At 55.2% G+C, this 22,491-nt stretch carries 12 protein-coding genes; 4 read left to right on the top strand and 8 right to left on the bottom strand.

Features of this window, described 5'->3' with window-relative positions:
* Window positions 1-108: 108 nt before the first annotated feature.
* The 3 genes from VHE34_RS20630 (at window position 109) to VHE34_RS20620 (ending at window position 6,546) form a co-directional block, all read left to right on the top strand.
* Complete coding sequence (locus VHE34_RS20630; protein ID WP_325591276.1) at window positions 109-1,404, top strand: OmpA family protein; 1,296 nt, start codon at window positions 109-111, stop codon at window positions 1,402-1,404.
* 437 nt (window positions 1,405-1,841) lie between these two features.
* Window positions 1,842-5,099, top strand: coding sequence for a SusC/RagA family TonB-linked outer membrane protein (locus VHE34_RS20625; protein WP_325591274.1), 3,258 nt, complete (start codon window positions 1,842-1,844; stop codon window positions 5,097-5,099).
* A 10-nt stretch (window positions 5,100-5,109) separates the two neighbouring features.
* Window positions 5,110-6,546, top strand: coding sequence for a SusD/RagB family nutrient-binding outer membrane lipoprotein (locus VHE34_RS20620; protein WP_325591272.1), 1,437 nt, complete (start codon window positions 5,110-5,112; stop codon window positions 6,544-6,546).
* A 43-nt stretch (window positions 6,547-6,589) separates the two neighbouring features.
* Here VHE34_RS20620 and lepB read toward each other — a convergent pair whose 3' ends face one another.
* Both lepB and VHE34_RS20610 read right to left on the bottom strand, forming a co-directional pair.
* On the bottom strand, window positions 6,590-8,122 hold the full coding sequence (lepB, locus tag VHE34_RS20615; RefSeq protein ID WP_325591270.1) for a signal peptidase I: 1,533 nt from the start codon (window positions 8,120-8,122) through the stop codon (window positions 6,590-6,592).
* An 81-nt stretch (window positions 8,123-8,203) separates the two neighbouring features.
* A complete protein-coding gene (locus tag VHE34_RS20610) occupies window positions 8,204-9,943 on the bottom strand; it encodes a PQQ-dependent sugar dehydrogenase (protein WP_325591268.1) in 1,740 nt (579 codons plus the stop codon).
* Window positions 9,944-10,136: 193 nt separating this feature from the next.
* On the opposite strand from VHE34_RS20610, the gene VHE34_RS20605 reads away from it, so the two are divergent.
* The gene (locus VHE34_RS20605) at window positions 10,137-12,503 is read left to right on the top strand and encodes a T9SS type A sorting domain-containing protein (protein ID WP_325591267.1); all 2,367 of its coding nucleotides are present in this window, start codon (window positions 10,137-10,139) and stop codon (window positions 12,501-12,503) included.
* 3 nt (window positions 12,504-12,506) lie between these two features.
* Here the strand turns inward: VHE34_RS20605 and VHE34_RS20600 are convergent, their stop codons facing one another.
* The 6 genes from VHE34_RS20600 to gldG form a co-directional block, all read right to left on the bottom strand.
* A complete protein-coding gene (locus VHE34_RS20600; protein ID WP_325591265.1) occupies window positions 12,507-15,257 on the bottom strand; it encodes a P-loop NTPase fold protein in 2,751 nt (916 codons plus the stop codon).
* A gap of 18 nt (window positions 15,258-15,275) precedes the next feature.
* Window positions 15,276-15,977, bottom strand: a complete 702-nt coding sequence (locus tag VHE34_RS20595) for a lipoprotein signal peptidase (RefSeq protein WP_325591263.1) — start codon at window positions 15,975-15,977, stop codon at window positions 15,276-15,278.
* Between the two features lie 42 nt (window positions 15,978-16,019).
* Entirely contained in the window at window positions 16,020-18,497 is a 2,478-nt protein-coding gene (locus VHE34_RS20590) for a bifunctional UDP-N-acetylmuramoyl-tripeptide:D-alanyl-D-alanine ligase/alanine racemase (RefSeq protein ID WP_325591261.1), read from the bottom strand.
* A complete protein-coding gene (locus VHE34_RS20585) occupies window positions 18,487-19,425 on the bottom strand; it encodes a TerC/Alx family metal homeostasis membrane protein (protein ID WP_325591259.1) in 939 nt (312 codons plus the stop codon). Before VHE34_RS20585 ends, VHE34_RS20590 begins: the two co-directional genes overlap by 11 nt.
* A 55-nt stretch (window positions 19,426-19,480) precedes the next feature.
* Complete coding sequence (locus tag VHE34_RS20580; RefSeq protein WP_325591257.1) at window positions 19,481-19,948, bottom strand: hypothetical protein; 468 nt, start codon at window positions 19,946-19,948, stop codon at window positions 19,481-19,483.
* Between the two features lie 89 nt (window positions 19,949-20,037).
* Window positions 20,038-22,479, bottom strand: coding sequence for a gliding motility-associated ABC transporter substrate-binding protein GldG (gldG, locus tag VHE34_RS20575; RefSeq protein WP_325591255.1), 2,442 nt, complete (start codon window positions 22,477-22,479; stop codon window positions 20,038-20,040).
* Between the last annotated feature and the right edge of the window lie 12 nt (window positions 22,480-22,491).

Raw genomic sequence — 22,491 nt, 5'->3', positions numbered from 1 at the left:
GGCGCGGCTTCACCGCGCCAGAAATTTACCCGCGCCCGCCGGATACGGAGTCGGCCCCTATCCCGGCGAAGTAGGTGGTATTTTCGTCTTCCATGAAAAATGAATGTTATGAAACCGATCGTTCTTATCGTCCTTTTACTGGACATGACACTGGCTGTCCGGAGCCAGTCGGTGGGTGATGTGGTGAAGCAGCAAGCCGGGCAAGGCGTGAAGACCGGGGCTGCGGTTGCGACGGAGCAGGCCGCTAATAATGTTTCCAACCGGCTGTTGAACAAGTTGTTCAATAAGAAGCCCAAGAATGGGAAGGCGGATCCGAAGGAGGATCCGGTGAAAGATTCTGCGAAAACTTCGCCTTCGCAGGATCTTTCCACCTATAGTAAATTCGACTTTGTTCCCGGCGATAAGATCCTGGTCGTCGAGGACTTCAACACCGGAGCTATTGGGGATTTTCCCGACAAATGGAATACCAACAGCACGGGGGAGATCCAGGGCATCCAGGGGATTGACGGGAAATGGCTTTCGGTCACCAAACGGGGTATCTTTTTACCGGAATTCATCAATAGTCTCCCGGATAATTTCACGCTGCAGCTGGATCTACTGTGCAGTGACAATACCGGTTATGGCTCGGGAAATTTCGGCGTCAGCTTCGATGTCATCCCCAATGCGTCCAAACAGTTCACCCAGCTGGGGCGGGGCGTCAACCGGAATGAGGTGGCAGTCTGGTTCCAGCCGGTGGCGCGTGGCGGGTTGTCGAACACGCGGTACGAGGCGTTTGCCGATGATCTGCAAACGATGAACAACGAGGTGGAGGAAGCCGACTGGATCGCCGGCAACGCTCAGAAGCGGCTGGTTAAATTGTCCTTCTGGCGGCAGCGGCAGCGGTTGAGAGTTTATATGAACGAGGAGAAGGTATGGGATATTCCCCGGGCCTTCGAGAACGGGAAGAATTACAATACCGTTCTGTTCCGGCTTTCCGACGATATCCTTCAGAACGGTCATTATCTTTTTGGCAATATCCGGCTCGCCGTGGGCGAGCCGGACACCCGTAGCAAGCTGCTCACCGAAGGGCGGTTCTCCACCACGGGCATTCTCTTCGACGTCAATTCCGCATCGGTGAAAGGGGAGTCTTTTGGTGCGCTGAAGGATATAGCGGATGTCCTGAAGGAGAATACCACGCTTCGACTGAACATTGTCGGCCATACTGACAGTGACGGCGACGCTGCGGCCAATCTATCGCTCTCACAAAAGCGAGCCGCCGCCGTCAAGGATGCATTGGTCCGCGAATTCGGTATCGATGCGGGGCGGTTGCAAACCGATGGGAAGGGCGCCACGCAGCCTGTCGCGCCCAATACGACACCCACCGCCAAGGCGCAAAATCGCAGGGTGGAGTTTATTAAACTATAGTCTTCCAATAGGGTATTTATACGGTGTTCCGGGAGGTAATACGGCTGTCACTTAAAGCTACTTAAACTTCATCCTTATGGCCGATGTTTTCCTTCCGGGCCGTATAGAGGCGGCTACCAGCGGAGTAGCCGGCCTTGACGTCAGCCAGGTGCTGACGGAAGCCCGCCATCCTGGCATCCCAATACCAACCTCGGTACAATGTATGGCAAGTATGCCGCGACCTTTGCGAAGCGGCTGGTGGCGTCGCCGCCCGGCATGAACATCTGATATGAGGTGCGGCGACCGTTGATCGCCGCAGGATACCTACTATTAAAAAACTTAGTAAGCCATGTTAATATCCGGATAGTACCGGGTAAAAACAATAAACACTTAGTTTTGAGAATCAGGCAAATTTGGCCAGACTACCTGTATTACTTCAAATTTTCAAAACAACTGCTATGAGATGCATCCTGGTTATGCTCATTGCGGTGTTGGCTCTAGGCCTCATCGGCCAGAAAGCGAACGCCCAAACAATCAATCTTCCCGGAAAAGTATTGGATGAAAATGGCGATCCTGTCGCAGGCGCCACGGTCCGCCTGCAAGGATCGAAAGGAGGTGTTGTCACAAAGGACGATGGGACGTTTACCATCAAATCATCCCTGAAAGGCACGCTTATCATCACGATGCTCGGCTATGGCGATAAAACGGTCGACATTACCGGGCAAACTTCCGTCACCGTAACGCTCGTCAAGGCCAATAAGGAGCTGGACCAGGTCGTTGTCACGGCTATGGGCATTCGTCGTTCCAAGAACACCCTCCCCTATGCGGCCCAGCAGATCAGCGGCGATGACGCCAACAAGGTCCGGGTCTCGAATATTGCCGATGGTCTTTCCGGCAAGGTTTCCGGATTGGAGATACGTCAAAACAATTCCCTTGGCGGCTCGGTGAACGTGGTCATCCGCGGGATAAAATCGCTTGGCTTCAACAACCAGGCATTGTTTGTCGTCGATGGGGCGCCCCTGGACAATTCCATCCTCGTGTCGGGAAGCGCGTCCAGCAGTGGCGCTTCAAACGCCGGCCTGGGCAGCGCCGGCGGTTATGATATGGGCAATGCCGCCTCGGATATCAATCCCGACGATATTCTAAGCATCAACGTCCTGAAGGGCGCTGCGGCAACCGCCCTCTACGGGTCGCGCGCTGCCAACGGGGTGATCATGATCACGACCAGGAAAGGCCGGAGCGGAGCAAACGTCACGGCCAACGCCGGTGTGACCGTCGGCCGGATCGACCGGTCCACCTTTGTCACAAGGCAAAATCTGTATGGGGCCGGCCGGTCGGATAACCTGGCTACCGGGGGTTTCATATCCAAGGATATCACCGGCGACGGTGTGCCGGACCTCATCGTCAACACGAATGCCCCCCGTTCCTGGGGTCCCAAGTTCGACAAGACCATCAACGTCTACCAGTGGGACGCCTTCGATCCGCTGAGCCCGAATTACAAGAAACCGACTCCCTGGGTAGCGCCCAAGCACGGACCGGAGTATTTTTTCAAGACCGCGATCACGAACAATGAAAGCGCTTTTCTGGATGGCGCCAACGAAAAAGGGGCTTTTAAACTGGGTTTCAGCCGGATCAATGAAAAGGGGGATATGCCCAACCAGAATGACAGTCGCAATACCATCAATTTCGGGGCTACTTACAAGCTGACCGACCAGATCACTTTCGCGGCTTCGGCCAACTACGTACAAGAGGCGGCGGTGGGTCGCAACGCCACCGGCTATGACGGCACCCGCAGCGTGATGCCCCAGTTTCGTGAATATGGCCAGGTGAACGTGGACTACAAAGAGCAGGAGGCGGCCTATAACAGAGCCCATAAAAATATCACCTGGAACTGGAACGATCCCACTACCACGGCCGGACTCACGCCTTTCTCGTACAATAACCCCTATTTCACCGCGTACCAGAATTACGAAAACGATACCCGTAACCGGACGTATGGGAATGTACAGTTGAACTATCAGGTGCTATCCTGGCTTAACCTTATGGGCCGTATATCGCTGGATACCTACAATCAGTTCCAGGAAGAACGCGTCGCCGTCACCAGCATCGGTACACCCAGTTACAGCCGGTTCAACTCCGCGTTCCGCGAGCTGAACTACGACCTCATCGCAACGGTGAATAAGGATATCAACAAGGATTTTAAATTCAACGGGCTCTTAGGCGTCAACATGCGCAGGGACGTCATTTCTTCCATCTATCAGGCCACAACGGGCGGGCTGATCATCCCCAATCTCTATGCGATCTCCAACTCGGTAGGGGCGATCTCTGCACCCGCAGAAACCAGCACCCCCAAGGCCGTCGACGGATATTTCGCCGGGGCTACGCTGACCTATCGCGATTTCCTCAGCCTTGACGGAAGCTTCCGCCGGGACCGCTCATCCACCCTTCCCGTCAGCGCCAACGCTTACAACTACTATGCTATTTCCGGCAGTTGGCAGTTCTACGAGCATTTGAAGGATGTTACCTGGCTGTCTTCCGGCAAGCTCCGCGCCAACTACGCTACGGTGGGCAATGATGCCAACTGGGGCAGCATCCAGGACGTTTATAACCAGCCCAATCCCTTTGTAGCCGGTACTACTTCCAGTATACTCTTCGCGCTGCCGACCGTCAAGAACAACGATGCGCTCAAGCCCGAAAGGACGAACAGCAAGGAGATCGGTCTGGAAATGAGCTTCCTTAAGAGCCGTGTCGGTTTCGACGCGACCTTTTATCACACCAATACGGTCGATCAGATCCTGCCGATTGCCATATCGACTTCCACGGGATATGCATCCAAATATGTCAATGCCGGGAATCTGCAGAACCAGGGCTTCGAGGTGACGGTTTACGGCACGCCGGTAAAAACCCGCAATTTCTCCTGGGAAGTCACCGCCAACTGGACGCGCAACAGGAACAAGTTGATCTCGCTGAACAATGGCGCCTCCAATCTGCAGCTAGCGACCTTCCAGGCCAGCATTTCTACAAACGCCACTGTAGGCAAGCCCTACGGTCAGATCGAGGGCCAGACCTATACCTATGTCAAAGGACAGAAGGTGGTCAGCAACGACGGGAGCGCCTATGTGCTCAGCGCAACGACTACAAATGTCCTTGGAAACTTCAACCCGGACTGGATCGGCGGTATCACGAATACATTCAAATATAAGGGCTTCAGCCTAAGTTTCCTGGTCGACGTCCGCAAGGGGGGTACGGTCTGGTCGCTGGACCAGTATTATGCCGAGCAGTCGGGCATCCTGTTTGCCAGCACCGGCAAAAACGACCTTGGCAACGACAAGCGGCTGCCTGTTGCGCAAGGCGGCGGCATCATCCTGAAGGGGGTAAAGGCCGATGGTACACCTAATACGACCCGTACGGCACTCACATCCGGAAACAGCTTGCTGTTGCCTCCTCCGGATGAAGCCTACGACGCCAGTTACGTAAAACTGCGTGAGCTATCCTTTGGCTATCATATTCCCGGCTCCCGGTTCGGAAATGCATCAAAAGTGATAAAAGGCGTGGACATCCAGTTGCTCGGCCGTAATCTCTGGATCATCCACAAGAAACTCCCGATGGCCGATCCCGAGGATGGCGCTTCCGCCGGTAATAGTAACCAGGGTCTTCAATTCGGCAGCTATCCTACTTTACGCTCCCTTGGTTTAAACCTAAAAATGCAATTCTAAAATCAGCAACATGAAGAAATCAATCCTGTATATACTCCCGGCCGTACTGCTCCTCGGGGCCTGTACGAAGGATATCTCCTCCTACAATAATCAGACAAAAAAAGCCGCTGTCGTGCCCGCCGCTCCGCTGTTCACCGATGGCACCCTAAGCCTGACGAATCAGCTGGCCGCCAACGGAGGCGGCAATATTACGCTGCATATCGTGGGATATATGGCCCAGGCGATCATCGAGGACAATGCACAGTATAATTTCCAAACCGCCGGCATGCCCAATACGCAGTGGAATACCCTATACGAAGGTTGTCTCAACAACTTGAAAAGAGCGGACAGCATCCTCAGCACCACTATTCCGGATGCGACCAATTCAGCCGCGACCCTCGCCAATCGACGAGCCTGCGTCGACATCACGGCGGTGTATGCCTGGTATATCCTGGTGACCTCTTATGGTAATATTCCCTATAGCCAGGCGCTGAATCCAGACAACCTGTTCCCGAAATACGATGACCAACAGGCGATCTATATGGACCTGCTCAAACGCCTCGACAACGATCTGTCGAAGCTGAGCACCGGAGGGAGTGGCTTTGCACTGTCCGAGGATCTTTGGTTCGGCGGCAATATCCCCAACTGGATAACCTTCGCCAATTCGCTGAAAGTGGTGATGGGAATGACGCTGGCGGACGTCGATCCCACCACGGCAAAGAGTGTGGTGGAAGCGGCAAGTCCTAACGCCATTACTTCCGTCGCGCAGAATTGTATCATGAAATATGGCTCCCAGCCGAGCAACAATCCCATGTACGCAAACTTTGTCGTGGCCAAGCGCAATGATTATGTCGCGCCCAAAACCCTGATGGACCAGTTGCTCTCCAACGCGGACCCGCGTCTGACCTCCTATTACGGCAAGGCCAGCTCCACCGGAAAGTACGTAGGCGCCGTTATGGGCGTCCAGACAACCTATTCGACGGTGTCGGGGCCTTCAACAAAAGACAGCGCCTCCAATCTTCCGTATGTCGTGCTGGATTATTCCGAGATGGAATTTCTCCGTGCGGAGGCCGTCGCCAGAGGCTATAATGTAGGCGGCACCGTGGAGAGCCATTATGATGAAGGCATCCGTCAAAGCATCAAGTATTGGGGCGGCGCCGATAGTTCGGTAACGCGTTATCTTGCCGATCCGTCGGTTGCTTATGCGACGGCGGCCGGTACGGATCTTCAGAAGATCGCCCTTCAGAAGTGGATCTCGTTGTATAATCATCCCGATCACGAATGGATCGATATCCGAAGACTGGATTGGCCTGCGCTGCCGGCGCCGGTAGGTGCGGTATCGGGTTTCCCGAACCGGCTGTACTATCCGCAAAACGAGCAGACCGTGAATGGAACCAATTATACGCAGGCGGCGTCGGCCATCGGCGGGGACAAGGTAGAGACGAAATTATTCTGGGACAAGAACTAGGAAAAACCACTATAGCAAAAAACCCGCCTGCCGGCGGGTTTTTTTATTTGATGCGGCGGAACAAACGGCTCCATCGGACCCCCTTGCCCCAACTCATCCAGATGAGCGAGGCCTCGCCGACGATCATCGTCTCGGGGACCATGCCCCATAGGCGGGAGTCCTGACTTTCGTGGCGGTTGTCGCCCATCATCCAGTAATAGTTGTAATGGAAGGTGTAGCTGTGCACTTCCTGGTCATTGAGATAATATTTTCCTTCGCGCCGCTCGAACTTATTGCCTTCGTAGACGCGGATCGCGCGATTGTAGATCGCATAGGTGGTCGGGTCCAGGTTGATCGTACTGCCGCGGCGGGGGATGAACAGCGGACCGTAGTTATCCAGCTGCCAGGAGGCCAGCGGCGAATAGGGCCATACGGGCTGCGTGCTGTCGATCACCGGTGAGATGCTTACGGCTACCCCGTTCTTCAGCATTTTTTCTCTTGCCCCGGCGGTCAGCAGCATCGAATATTCGTTGGGATTGTTGGTTGGCGAAAGTTCGGAGGGATCGCTCACGTCGATGTTGTATTCTTCCTGCATCACTGTCTCGTCGAGGGGCTGGCCGTGTGTCTTTACCATGCAACGTGTCTCCGAGAACGGCGGCAGCGGCTGAGCCTGGCCGTTGATGAACACGACCTGGTTTTTCAGCTGGATGGTATCGCCAGGAATGGCCACACAACGTTTTATATAGTTCTCCTGCTTGTCGGGGGGGTGCATGATCAGCGGGTACTGATCGGGATTGCTCAGCACGATCTGGCGGCCTGAATCCGCATTCCCGTTGCCCAGCTCGCGGATGACATCATAATAAGGATGTGCCGACTGGTAGTCGGGAAGATTGATCAGGGTATCGCCTTCGGGAAAGTTGAAGACCACCACATCGCCGCGTTTCACCGGGCTTTGGAACCAGCGGATATAGGGGAGCGTGATCCATTCGACATAAGACTTGCGGTTGAACAGGGGGAGCGTATTGTGGACAAAGGGGATCGACAGCGGCGTCATCGGGATGCGCGGGCCGTAGGCGAATTTGGATACGAAGAGGTAGTCGTTGACCAGCAGGGTCTTTTCCATGGATCCGGTGGGGATCACATAGGCCTCGAACACGAAGGTCCGGATCAGCGTCGCCGCCACCACGGCAAAAACGCCGGCGTCGATCCATTCACGGGTTTTGCTTTTCTTATGCTTGCGCGCTTCGTTTATGCCGATGTATTTGGTCTTTGCATCCCAGCCCAGATAGGGGAAATAAGCCAGCGGCACCAGCGCCGCGAGCGCATGCTCCCAAAAATGGAACTTGCCATATATTTTGACGAACTCCACGTAGAGGCCCATCGTAATGAACCAGCCCGCCACAGGGATCAGCTGCCAGAAGACCCAATGCTCCTTTCTGCCAGAGAGCTTGATCATGACCCAGGTGTTGTAGAAAGGGATGAAGGCTTTCCAGCCGGCGACGCCGGCTTTTTCGAATAATTTATAAAGACCGATCGAAGGGGTTAGGAGGAGGAGGAGCTGGATGACAATGAGGACGAATACCTGGTGTGACGACATTCTTTTACTTTTTTGGTCGCGTATCCACCAAAAATATTACAATGCCTCCGCAAAACCTAACCGCTTGGCAATGGCCGTCTTCTACTCTATTAACACCTTGTTAATCAATACAGCCGCTTCGGTGGCGGAGACCAGCCGCAGAACGTAGACCCCGGGCTGGACACCGCGGATATCCATTGTGATGGGGCCTGCGCCGCCGCTTTGCGAGCGGAGGAGCTGGCCGGCGATGCCGTACAACTGCACGGTGAACGGCTTCAGTCCGTTGGCGGGGGCGTCGATGAACAATTCCCCGTGGGCCGGATTGGGATAGACCCGTGGCAGGCGACCCGGTCTTGGCGGAGGAGACTTATGGGCCGTATCGGGAAGGGCCAGGGTCGTCAGATAGACCATCCTCAGGATAAATCCCAGGTTGGGGGAGGCCACCGAATTGCCGATGGTTCCGCTTGTCCCCAGCGTGCAGCAGCTGTTATCCACCGCGACGAACAGGGTGTCTCCCCCCGGTGACAGGGTTATGTTGCGGAGCCGGTAGCCGGCGAGATAGTGCATCGTGTCGCTGGGATTCACCGTACTGTCGATGCTCAATCCATCTGCATTCAGCTTCAGGCGGAACAGGCCGTTCTTGAGGGAGGGGATCAGCAGCGAGTTATTCCATCCGGGTATGGCGCCCTGACCGTAGAAGCGGATCGCGGATGGGGCGATGGTCGGCCAGTGCATATTGCCCATTGCACCGGAGGTCTTGTTGGCATTGCGGCCCCAGTTGTAAAACGAAAAGATCGGTTCGGCGAGCGTCGTGTGCGTAGTGTCGCAAAATCCGTGTTCGCTGACGACCGATTTGTTGGCGAGATACATGCTGTCGCCGAAGCTGGAGGTATAGTTGTCATCGCAGAGTCCGGCAATCCTGGGCCATCCGTAGTTTGTGTGGGGAACGATGATATTCACTTCATCGTCCGACTGGTCGCCGTGTTCGCTGCTGTAGAGGATATACGAGGCGCCGCCGTCCACCGACCCGAAGTCGAGGCCCTGCGGGTTGCGGTGGCCAAAGGTATAGATCGGGCTGCCGGGCCAGGGGTTATCCTTGGGGATCCATTCCGAGCCCGCGGGCTGGCTGAGATCGGGTTCCGTGTTCAGCCGCAGCACCTTCCCTTCGATGACCGTGGTATCCTGCGCATAGTTGGTGCGATATTTATTGGTCAGGTTTCCGGCCCCCTGGTCGCCGATGGTGTAGTAGAGGTGATAGCGGCCGTCGCTTTCGGGGACCGGGCTCAGCCTTATCCGGCCGGAGTTGTGGTCGTTGCTGCCGTGCAGTCCCGCGATTACATCGTCCAAATAGGTGAGCGAGCCGTCGGAAAAGCTGTAGACAAACCGGGCAATCTTTGTATTATAGCTGCAATGGGTACCCGCGCCGTCATCGCTGCAGCCGATCAGGTGGTATACATAGGCGATATAGACCCAGGGTTTGCCGGTGTAGAATCCGGGATGGATGGCAAGCCCCATCAGGCCGCCCTGCGGCCAGGGATTGGCGTTGGCAGCCGTGAAATCTTTCAGGCTATTCAGGTTGAGCACTACCCGGCTTCCTTTGTTGCCGGGATGGATCTTATAGAGCTTATAGCCATGGGATTCCGTGACCCACAAAGAGTCGTCAGGGCCATACAGGACCTCCCAGGGTGAGCTCATCCCCGTCGAGCCGGTGGCCGGATAGAGTGTATCGATCCGGAAAGTTTGATCGTACCAGGTAAGCGTAGTTTGCGCGGAAAGGTTCAGAGATGCGCACAGGCACAAGTATGTAAACAGGCGATATAACGACGTATAGCTGTTTTTCATGAAAGGATATTGAAATGGACCGGACAATCGGTCTTTCCCGCACGATAACAAAATAATACATTATTGTCAATAAGCGAAATAGTATATTTCCCCTGAAGTCGAGTAATTATACGATTGTGGAACACCGATGTAAGTACTACCTTTATAAGACGTTGTTTTCCGATTAGTCCGATAACCCTTGAAAAATGTATCCATGAAAACAATTATACCCGCAGGCCCGCTGCTTCGGAGGCTTGCGTGGACGTTGCTACCGATCCTTCTCTTCCGCGCCAATACACATGCGCAGGCTACAGCCATGCTCAAATGGGGCAATAGCTATGTCAACCTCAGCAAGAAAACGGTCGGCGGTCCCGTCGAACCAGGTGATTCCCTCGAGATCCGATTTAATTTTTACGTCAACCAGAGCTACCGCGGCACCGGTAAAATGTACAAGGTCCGGTATTACGACAGTGTTCCCAGCAATACCCAGATCATCCTTGCCGATACCCCCAATGGGTTGCATTTGATCAGCAATGAAGGCCTGGTGATGCGGCGTTACACGTACTACAGCGATTCCGATCCGGGAACGTATATGGCTTCTCCCACTTATGCCGGTGGTTACCAGGTCCGGATCAATCTCGGTACGGGTGCGGCTGCTCCCGGTGGCATCCAGTACATGGCCACGGGCAACTCTACCAATGCGGGCACGATTACCGGCAACACCAGCTTTCCGAAATTCTCGGCCGGTACCCTTACCACCACTGCTTTCCGTGTAGTGGTCACAGGTAATTATGGGGATACCGTCACCCTTTCGACGCCGGTGCTCGCGTACCGGATCAGCAGCTCCATGACAGTCGACAGCTTCCTCTATGGACAACCGTACAAGATACTGATACAAAAACCCAGCACCCTCTGCGCCAACGGCTCCAGCGCCAACTTCGCCGCCGAGTCCGGGGGTACCTTTGGGCAAGGGGTCGGACGCAACCGTAGCACTGCGCCGACCTACCTGATCCCCGGCTATACGTATCTGCCGACCAGCAGCAGCAGTACCACCATCAACGACGGTTATTATGCCATCGTCAATAACGTTAGTCCTGTCAGCTCCACCTACACCAACGCCAGCTACCAGCCTAATTGTACGGGCACCGGTGTGGCGGCTTGTAGCAACCGCGAGTTCAATGGATTCTGGTATATCGCCGGCGACCATACAGGCACCACGACTGCCGCGGGTAACGCGCCGCCCGATAACAATACGAATGCGGGTTATATGCTGCTCGTCAACGCCGACCTCGCTACCAGCGAGGCGTATCGCCAGACCATCAGCGGGCTCTGTCCGAACACCTACTATCAGTTCTCCGCCTGGTTTAAGAATGTCTGTCCCAACTGTGGTATCGACACCGCCAGCATTCCTGAATATACGCCCGGCGTATTGCCCAACCTGACCCTGGTAGTTGACGGCGTCGACCGGATGAGTACCGGTCAGCTCGACACCGTGGGTTGGCAACAACGTGGCTTTGTGTTTTTGACCGGTCCGAGTCAGTCCTCCATTACCATCTCCATCCGGAACAATGCTTCCGGCGGCGGGGGTAATGACTGGGCGCTGGACGATATTGCCCTGGCGACCTGTCCGCCCGATCTGCTGCTGACCCCCAATAAGCCCGATACGCTTTGTCAGGGTTCCGACGACTCCATCAAATTCAATATCTCTGCCTACGTCAATAACTACACGCAATGGAAGATGCAGCAGAGCGATGACAATGGCGCCACCTGGGTGACTCCTCCATTGGACACGCTGGGACGCGGCGCCAGCGGCAGCGTGACGCCTACGTACGATGCCTCTACCGGGCGGTACGTCGGTACGGTGACCCGTTACTACCGCATCTCTGCGACCAACACCGTCACCATTTACCGGCTTATCGTCGCCAGCACCGACTCGAACCTGAACACCACCGGCTGTTCCTTTACCACGAACCAACCCAAATATGTATATGGCGTCAACTGTATGATCGCTCTGCCCACCACGATCCTGTCCTTTAGTGGAAAGGTGAAGGACGGCCTGGGTAATCTGCAGTGGACGACCTCGAATGAAGTCGACAATCTATTCTATGCTGTAATGCGCAGTGACGATGGCGTGCATTTTAACCAGCTGGTGATGTTGCCGGCGATCGGTGGAGGCGTTGGGGGCGGCAGTGCGGCCTATACCTTCGCCGACCCGAATCCTGTAGGTCTTCAGACCTGGTACCGGATCGATATGATCAATGGTTCGGCCCGAAGAAACAGTGGTCTTGTACTCCTTAGCAACAGCAGCCTGTCATTTGAAGTGCGGAATGTGCAGAATCCGTTCACCGATCATATCAGCGTCGAGCTGACGGCCCCTACTAGCGGGGTTGCCAATATCGGGCTTGTGGATATGTATGGACGGTATCTGCGGCGTTGGCGCCAGGCCTTGTCGGTGGGATTGAATAGCTTTGCGCTGTACGATCTTGGGGGCTTGCCTGCGGGGACTTATGCGATGCAGATACAATGCGGGGATCAGGTGGTGTCGAGGAAATTGGTAAAAGGCGCACCAGGAACCCGGTAGGTTTTAACGCGAACCTTTAAATGTAAACCGGCTGACAAATTCATTGTAGTCCATCAACACCCGAACGGGCATTCCGGCCAGCTTTCCGTACTGCACATCTTCTAACTCCAGGTCCTCCCGGAGATGATCGCGCAGGCCGGCGAGGACCTCCTGTTCCTCGCTCTGTCCGTGGGGCGAGGCCAGCCAATCTCCGAAGGTCCGTTGTTCGTTGATGGGTTCCGCAATATATCCCTCGAAATGATGCAGCAATTCTCTGTAGGGGCCGATCGGCAATGCCAGCAGGAACAGGACGCCGATGATCTCGCTGTCCTTGTACTCGAATCCTTCATGACACTTGATGATCCGGTAGCTATTGACAAATCGTTTGATCGCCCGCGGGTTGGGGCCAACGACTCGGGATAGCGCCCTCATACATTTTATCTCGTCGTCATCGATAAAAGTGACGATCCTGTGCAATTCGAATGCCTTCGCGTTCACATTCTCCGATCCTGTCCCGTCAGCGACTGAGCCCTCGGCTTCCCCCGCGGCGGATGCTTCCCTGGCTTCCCCCGTTGTCCCCGCTACACCGGCATTCGCCCCTGTCGCCGGCCTGCCATTCTCCATCGCCGCCTTGTGAGCAGACTTCTCCACGACATCGGCCTCGAACTGCCATAGCGCCAGCCAGCTCAGCATCCCTTTCACCCGATCGTCGTCAGCCTCCTGTAAATAAAATGGCACCTGGATGATCTTCTCCAGGTATCGTGCCGGGTCTATCGCATCTATACCTGCAAATTGTGTCGTATGCCGCTTGAGCAACGCATTCCGGATCCAGGAAAGGTCCACGCCTACGACAACGACGAACAAGGGATAGGCCATCAGCAAGTTGACGGCCTCCAACACCTGTACGACATTCTCATTGGGACAGCGGTCCAGATCGTCGATGTAGAGGACGATCCGTTCCAGCGGCTTACGGAAATTAGCCTTGAACTGCGCCTTCAGTTCCTCCGCCTTTTTGATATTCGCTATTTCCGCCTTGTGACCGGCAAAAAGATAGCTTAGCATTTCGAAATCCTTCCGGATGATTGAGATGAGCCCCAAGTGTTTGGAGTAGTCTTCGCTCTTCGAGCGCTTCTCGATGAAGGAGTAGAGGGCTTCCGTATTCAATGCGTTGCTGATCTTGAACTGCAGCTGAATCCGTATAGCCTTATTCTGGTGGATCTGTTGTTCGACGACAACCAGCTCGGCCTTCGACTTTTCGATCTCCAGCCGCAGCGCTTTTTCGTCCTGTTCGAATCGGGCCAGTGCCGCCTTCACCTGTTTCTCGTGATCCTCTTTTATTTTCCAAAACGATGCCGCAATGGGCCGCAAGGTGTTATAAGCAGTCTCCGCACGCCGCCGGATGCTTCCCGCCGCGATCAACAGCGAAAGTCCCGTCTGGCTTAGCGTAAAATTGATAGCCCGCAAGCGGGGAACGAAGGTTTGCAAAAACACCGGCACCAGGAAGATCAACGCGAGTATAAGCACCAGCCAGAATAGATTCCCTTTGAGCGTATCCCGCCGGAAGAACTCCCGCACAAACGCAGCTTTCGACTTTGCCTCCTGGTAGGCAGCATCCGGATCTTCCCAATATTTTTCCGGTACGATCGCCTTTAATTCCTCCTTTGTCCTGACGTAGGAGACATTCTCCTCCAAAACCTTTTCTATGTGCCGCTGAACGTCGAACTGTACTTCGACCTCCTGCACCACTTGCCAGGCCGTCCGGGCCTTTATCGCGCCAATGTTCTTCTTTATATCCGCATCCAGGCTCTTCTTCTGCTTTTCCAGGATATCGATCTGCCCCTGGATCGAATCTTTTTGCTCTTCCAGGCCGGCGACTTCCTTTTTGGAGATATTCAGCTGTTTAGTCAATTCTTCGCCAATCCTGCCAAGGGCTTCTTCCGGGATATTGTCGTGGATATACTCGTTCAGTCCTTCGAAGATGCGGGTCATGATGCTGGCCCAAAGATTGGCGTCGAGATAAGACCATGCGTTGAAGCGGATATGCACGACGCCTTCGCAATATTTTCCATCGGGATTGTCCGTCGAAAGAGCTCCGATGGACTGCTGAAGCATTCGCATAAAAAAGCTCTTGCCCGAGCCCCATTGACCGAAGAGTGCGATGGCAAGCGGTGGTTCGAAGCTCTTTGCCGCCATCACCCGGGCAAAGGCCGAAACATCCTGCATGATCCCGAGACGATCGTTTCCCTTTTCCGAGTCGCTGAGGATACCGGCTACCCGATCGAGGTCGCCCTGGCGCAGCGGCTCCACGGGAACGTCAGGGAGCGCAACCAAAAAGGAAATGCCCAGTTTTATGACGGGCTCGGAGAGTCGTTCTATTGCATCGATAACGATCGTATGCAGCCAGTCAAGCACTTCCTGTCCCTGTACGTCATTCAGTAGCCCGACCCAAATGGTTTTCCCGGAAAAAACCTGGAGATTGTCCATAAACGCATCCACAAAGCGGCTGACCATTGCTGTTTCATTGCCCGCCCGTTTCTCATTGTATATATCAATGAACAAAACAGGTTTCCGGGGTGGTTTATGCAGCAGCCCAAAGCCGTTTGGCATGTCGATATCATCGACCCCCATGGTCAAGTAGCCAAACCGGCGGATGGTAGCATTTTCAACAATATACTGCTTTGAATCCCGCCGATAGGTCAGGACGATGCCAGCCCCTGACTTTTCAATCGATCCCGTTGGATCAATAATGTAACCGTCCGGTTCCGAACTTGCCATACGAGCCTATTTATGCCCCTAGGCCTGCACCGCGTCCACCTTTGTCTGCTCTTCGAGGGAATGTGCGTGGGCGCCGGGGCGTTTGTGAAAAAAGCGTTTTTGAAAGAGGAGGATGGCGATAACGCCTACTGAGATGGAGGCGTCTGCCAGGTTGAAGACGGGACTGAAGAATTCGAAATCGTCGCCGCCGACAAAGGGGAACCAGCCTGGGTAATGTGTTTTTATGATCGGGAAGTAGAGCATGTCGACCACGCGCCCGTGCAGGAAGGTGGTATATCCATGCCTGGGAAATATCTTCGCCACATGGTCGTAGGTGCTATGCTCGAAGATGAGCCCATAGAACATACTATCGAGGAGATTGCCGAGCGCCCCCGCGAAGATGAGGCCGGCGCAAATGATAAATCCCCGGTGGTATTTCTTTTTGATGATCGTCTGGATATAGTAGACCCCGAACACCACGGCTACCAGGCGAAACAGGGTCAACGCCATTTTCCCCCAGCTGCCGCCAAATTTCCAGCCCCAGGCCATCCCCTCGTTCTCTACAAAATAGATCTGCGCCTTGTCACCCAGCAGCTTGATCCCGTTGTCATAGGGGGACACCGGGTCCCGGTAGAAATCGGCCGGATGGCTCAGCGGCATATGTGTTTTTACCCAAATCTTAAGGGACTGATCGGCGACTATGATCAATAGTACTATTAGAAAGATGGTTCTGGCCTTCACTTACTCCAAATTAAATTAGGTTCAAATATACTTATCCTGTGGCTACTCCTCAAAATAGATTCGTTTTACCCGCTGTGATACACTTGTTAAAATCTCATACGGGATCGTGTTTGACCACGCCGCCAACTGGCTGACGGACAACTCTTTGCCAAAAACGATCACCTCATCGCCCTCCTTTACGTCCGGAATGCCGGTGATATCGATCATCGTCATGTCCATGGCGACGATGCCGATCGTCGGCGCCAGCCGCCCTTTGACCCACATCTTGCCCACGCCGTTACCGAGACTCCGCGCATAGCCGTCGGCATACCCGATGCGGACTGTGGCCGTGACCGTTCCCGCCGCTGCAATGCCTTTGCGGCCATACCCAATGGTGTCGCCTGGATGCAGGTGTTTGATCTGTGCGATCGTGGTCTTCAAGGTCGACACTTCCTGCAGTTCGACCTGCCCAGAAGGGGCAGGGTCGATGCCGTAAAGCCCGATACCCAGCCGCACCATATCCATCTGCAGGTCCGGATGCCGGATGATGCCCGCCGAATTCGCGATATGCCGGAGAAAGGGATATCCCAGGGTCTTCGCGATCCGGTCCGCCGTCGTCGTGTATAACTCCGCCTGCTGCCGGGTAAATGCATCCTGTTGGGCTTCTTCGCTCGCGGCAAAATGGCTGAAGACGCTCACCACCGTAAATGCCGTGCCGGGCAGTACCCGCAGCAGTTCCCCGATGTCCTGGCCGGGAAAACCCAGGCGGTTCATCCCTGTCTCCAGCTCGATATGAACGGGGAAGGCGGGAACCCCTTCCTTTTTTAGCCAACGGTCGAAGGTGTGCAGCAGCGGGAAGGAATAGATGACGGGTTGAAGATTGTATTCTACCAGCCAATCAAAACTACTGTTCTCCGTATTCATCACCATAATGGGTACGCGAATCCCTCCCTTGCGCAGCACCACTCCTTCGTCGGCATAGGCGACGCCCAGCCAGTCGATCCCATGAAATTGGAGCAGGTTTGCTATCTCGAAGCTGCCGCTGCCGTAACCAAAAGCCTTCACCATTGCCATTACCCTTGTCCCGGGCTGAAGCAACTGCCGGAATTGCCGCAAATTTTGCGCCATCGCGTTCAGATCGACCTCCATCACCGTTTGATGGATCTGTTCCGTCAGGAGCCGGTCGATCTCCTCGAACTCGAAAACGCGAGCTCCTTTGATGAGGATCGTCTCGTCGCGGAAATGCAGCCGGGCCCAATCGGCGCGAAAGGCCTCCACGGTAGGAAAGAATACCGTCTCGCCCGGAAACCACTGGCTGAAAGCCGACGCGTGAGCGCCGATGCGCGGGCCGATACCGATCAGCCGGTCTACCTGTTTTTGTCCGAGGGTTTGGGCGATGGTCTCGTAGAGTTGGTTCTCCTCCCGGCCGCTCTCGAGGAAATCGGAAAGGATGACCGTATGTTTGTCGTGCTGTTGTTGTTGAGAGAGAAAGTCCAGTGCGATGGACAGGGAGTTCAGGTCGGCGCTATAGCTGTCGTTGATGATCGAGCAGTGGTTGATCCCGCTTTTCAGTTCCAGCCGCATCGCGATCGGGGCAAGGCGCGCAAGGCGCGCGATGATCCTTTCGTCCGGAATATTCAGATAGATCATCACTGTCAGGCAATGCATCGCATTCTCTATGGAAGCTTCATCCGTAAAAGGAATCGAGAACGTGATCTCCCGGCCTTGGTTCGCAACCGCGATGGTAGTCCAGCCATCCAGCTTATGCATGGATTCGATACGAACAAGGTCATCGATATGGTGCCCCCAGGACCAGGTATGCGGGCCGCCACCTATCTGTTTCGCCCAGGATCGAACCGCCTTTTCCGTCTCGGGCTGATCGCTGCAATAGACCAGTATTTCCGCATGACCAAACAGGCGAAGCTTCTCCGCCGCCTTTTCTTCGAGGCTGCCGAATCCCTCGCTATGCGCCTCGCCGATATTGGTGAATACGCCGATGGTCGGGCGGATTACCGGCTCGAGGCGTTCCATTTCGCCACGGCGGGAGATGCCAGCTTCGAAAATAGCCAGCTGATGCCGGGGCCCCATTTGCCAGACGCTTAGCGGAACGCCGGTCTGGGAGTTATAGCTTTTGGGGCTGCGGACGATGTGATAATCCGCTTCGAGGAGCTGGTTCAGCCATTCTTTGATGATGGTCTTGCCGTTGCTGCCCGTGATCCCGATCACCGGGATCGGGAACCGGCGGCGATGTTCCGCGACGAGGCGTTGCAGGGCGGCCAGGGTATCTTTGACGATGACCTGATTGGCGCCGGGCAGGACGGTCTCCTGTTCCAGGACGAAGTTGCGGACCCCGCGTTTATACAGTTCTTTTGCGAATTGATCGCCCGTGCGACGGGGACCTTTCAATGCGAAAAAAAGGGAGGTGGCGGGGAAGATCAGGCGACGGCTGTCGAGCAAGAGGTGTTCGATGGTTCCATCGGCCCCGCCGCTCACCAGACGGCCCCCGACAATATCATTGATATCGGTAATGCTATACCCCATCTTTTTGCTTGTTGTGCTTGTTTACCCATAGGGAATACAGGATGCCGCCCGCGATACATACCAGGATCACCAGCAGGGACACGTACACGGGTATCACCACGTCGAAATATTCCACCAGCATCTTGAGTCCGACAAAGACCAGCACGACGGCAATGCCCTGCTGGAGATGACTGAACTGATCCACGGCCCCCCGCAACAGGAAGAACAGCGAACGGAGACCCAATACGGCAAAGATATTCGAAGTGTAGATGACGATCTTCTCCTGGGTGATCCCGAAGACCGCCGGGATGCTGTCCACGGCAAAAACGATATCGGTTGTCGCCAGCAGCACGACGACGACGAACACCGTGGTCCACCGCTGCCTGCCATCGATCATCACCCGGAACTTCCCGCCGCCGTCGCTGCTCGTCAGCGGCAACAACCGCTTCAGGAACTTATAGACCACGTTATCCTCGATGTCCATTTCTTCATCGTGCCTGGTGAAGAACATCGTCAGGCCCGTATAGACGAGAACGGCGCCAAAGACATAGAGCAGCCAATGAAAGCGGGTCACCAGTGCGATCCCCACGGTGATGAAGATGATCCGCAGGATGATCGCCATCATGATCCCGATCAGCAACACTCGGGCATAGTAGATAGATTTGACACGGAAGAAAGAAAAGATAAGGATAAAGACGAAGATATTGTCGATGCTGAGGCTCCACTCCATCAGGTAGGCGCTGAAATATTCGAGGGCTACCTTGTGTCCGTCCTCAAACCAGAGAAAGACAAAGAAGGCCATCGCCAGGCCAACCCAGAAGAGCGTTTGGATCATTGCCTTCTTTATCGAAATGGTGGCTTCCCTCCTGCTCAGCAGACCCAGATCGAAAATGATAGCCAGTAAAAGAACAACGCCAAAGGTAAGATACGTTACTGTGAGTGGGCTCATGCCATGTCGGGAACCGGATTTCATCCGGCTCGGCCCTAAAGATACGCTAACCCCCTCAATTCCCGCGTGTCATATGGAAGAGATAGCGGATGTAGCCGGGCGTAACCCCGTTATAATGCGTGGCCCGCTCGTGGTGAAAGACAAAGGTGCTCGCGGTCAGGGTGTCCATGCGGCAGGGCTCGGGCGCCGGCGCCGCGGGGTTCACCAGGGTGAAGCTGCTGTCACCCGCGACGGAATAGGTTCCGCCCATGCCGTTGATCGAGAGAGAATCGGCAAGTATCTCGGTCCAGGTGCTGTTACTGTTGAACTGGTAATAGTATCCTAAAGGAACCTGGTCGACAAATTTCCCTGTGCCGAAGGGGGCTCCGGTGGAATCGAAATAATAAAGGGTGACGGTGTTGATGGTCCATTTGCCGGTCATCATGGCCGGCAGACCTGCCGGCATCATGGAATTGCCGTCGGAACTTCGACTGCAGGCCGAAGCCAGCAATACGCACAACAGAGTAAAAAGGTAGACTTTCATGGTTGCATTTTGGGTTTTGCCCTGAGCAAACGCATTTCGAAAGGTTGCGGTTGGCTGAGAAACGGACGATTTGACCGAAGCCGGATTTTTTATACCCGGGTGAACCGGCGACGGCGGATGATCTGGTAGACATAACCACCAAGGACCACCAGCAGGACAGGCAGGCCGATGTTGATGAATTGCCAGAAGGCTCTGTCGGTCTCGACCTTTGCGGGATCGAGCAGCCGGAGGGTGAAGTCCTTGGATCGCGTCTCGAGGATGCGGGAGGGATTGACGAGGTATTCGACGCAGTTGTCTACAAAATCCTTGTTGGCAAACGTGTAACCGCCGTTGGCCTCGCTGAGGCCCAGCGGAAGGGGGCCGCGCTCGGTCACCTCGTTGATAAAAATATCTCCGTCGCCCACTACGATCACCCGGGTCGGGGCGGTCGCCTCGGGCAGGAAGGGAGTATGAAAGACATTGGATAAGCTATCGGCGAGCGAGGAGGACAACCTGTTGGCGAACAGTGAGCGGAACTTGCCTTCCAGCAACACGGCAACGGGGATATTCGATTCCGGGAACATCCGCATGTCATCCTTGTACTTCAGCACATCGAAGGTGATCAATGCCGGCGTGCTTACCCGGCGGGAATTGGCGGAGGTTTGCAACAATACCGTCTTTTTGATCCCCGGCGCCTTCACCGTGTCGATGGAATTGGCAAACTCCGCGAGAACCGGATCGAGGTTTTTGGAGATGGGGTTCGTGAGACTTCCGTTGAGCAATGGGTAATAGGGCCATTTCAGTGCTTCGATCTGTGGCTTGTTGCCCTGCATTCCCACCACGAGCGAGATGCTGGCGCATTGTCCGGCGTCTTCGACCAGGTCCTTGTTGACCCGGACGCCGTAGCGGAAAAAGAGATCTTCCAGGTCGAGGTTGCGGTCATAAGCGATAGTCCCCTGTTCCTGGCGGAGGCTATCCTTTTCGGCGTGGAGATTATCGATGGCCCAGATGATCTGCCCGCCATGCATTAAGTATTGATCGAGGGTGAGCTTCTCGCGTTCGGTAAACTTCTCCGTCGGCTTGACGATCACCAGCGCCTTATAGTCGGTAGGGATGATCGCGACGCTATCCAGGGGGACAATGCCGAAGCGGTAGTTATGGCGAAGGTCTTCGATGACATCGTACACGCGGTAGTCCAATGGCTCGCCGTTACCCAGGACATAGCCGACCCGGGGGACTTCTTTCGTGGTCACCTTGTCGATCGCGCTGCCGAATTTATACTCCAGCAGGGTCTCGGCATTTGTGTAAAGCTGGTCGGTCGCCTGGTCGGTGGGCAGCTTCACGCCCTGCAGCAGATTGACCGGGTAGCTACGATCCTTATATCTTATGATGGCCGCGGGGATCACCAGCCGCTGGCTTTCTTCGTCGCCGCGTTTCGCCTGGGCCACCTGTGTCATCGTCTGGATGCCCATCTGGCGCAGGGAATCGATAAAATGGACTTTGGCGCTGTCATCGAGATTCGACAACGGGTCGAAGGTGTGGACGCGGATGCGGCCGTCGCAGTAGTCGTTGAATTCCTGCAGGAGATCGTCGGTGCTGCGGGCGAATTTGCGGAGGCCGGCCTTCAGGTTGCCTGCGAGGTAGAAATCCACCTGGATATTATCGTCCACGCGGGTCAGCATTTGCTTGGTGTTGGGGCTGAGGGTATATCGATGTTCCTGGGTGAGGTCGAGGCTATAGTGAACATGAGCAACCGAGAGGTTGACCAGCGCGAGCACCAACACCACCACTAGCGGCTGCATCCAGGCGCGCTTGCGTTGCCCTGCGAGACGCCTGGCTTCCAGGTGTCGGCCGGTCAGGTAAAGAAAAAGAGAGATAATGCTGACGACATAGATGACATCCCGGGCATCGACGACGCCGCGGCTGATGCTGCGATAGTGGAAATCAATACCGAGCATGCTGATGTAGTAGTCGGGACCGGCGGTGAACACCGGCAGCGCGCTGATGGCGCCAAAGCCGCTATAGACCAGGAAGCAGGCGAAGGCCGCGACGATAAAGGCAACGACGGCGTTGGTTGTCCAGCTGCTGCACCAGATGCCGATCGCCGTGAATACGCCCGCCAGGCAGATGAGACCGAGGTAGCTGCCGATGGTGGCGCCGGTATCGATGCCACCCTGGCCCGAAAGACGCTGAATGCAAAGGAAATAGACGAGGGTGGGCAATACTGCGATCAGCACGACGATGAGGCTTGCCAGGTACTTGCCCAGTACGAGGCGGCTACGGGTCAGCGGCACGGTTTGCAGGGTCTCGAAGGTGCCCATCCGGAACTCATCGGAGAAGCTGCGCATCGTTATTGCGGGCGTCAGCAACAAAAGGATCCAGGGCGCCAGCTCGAAGAATTTGTCCAGCGTGGCGTAGCCGAAGGTGAGGATATCCGTATCGGGAAAGACGAAAAGCAGGAGCCCGTTGAGGAGCAGAAATGCGATGATGGCAATGTAACCGGTAAGACTACTAAAGAATTGGCGGAGTTCTTTTTTGCATACAGCCCACATAGGTGCGAAAGT

The sequence above is a fragment of the Puia sp. genome, assembly GCF_035546395.1.
Taxonomy (GTDB): Bacteria; Bacteroidota; Bacteroidia; order Chitinophagales; family Chitinophagaceae; genus Puia.
This window is presented reverse-complemented; position numbering and strand designations above follow the sequence as displayed.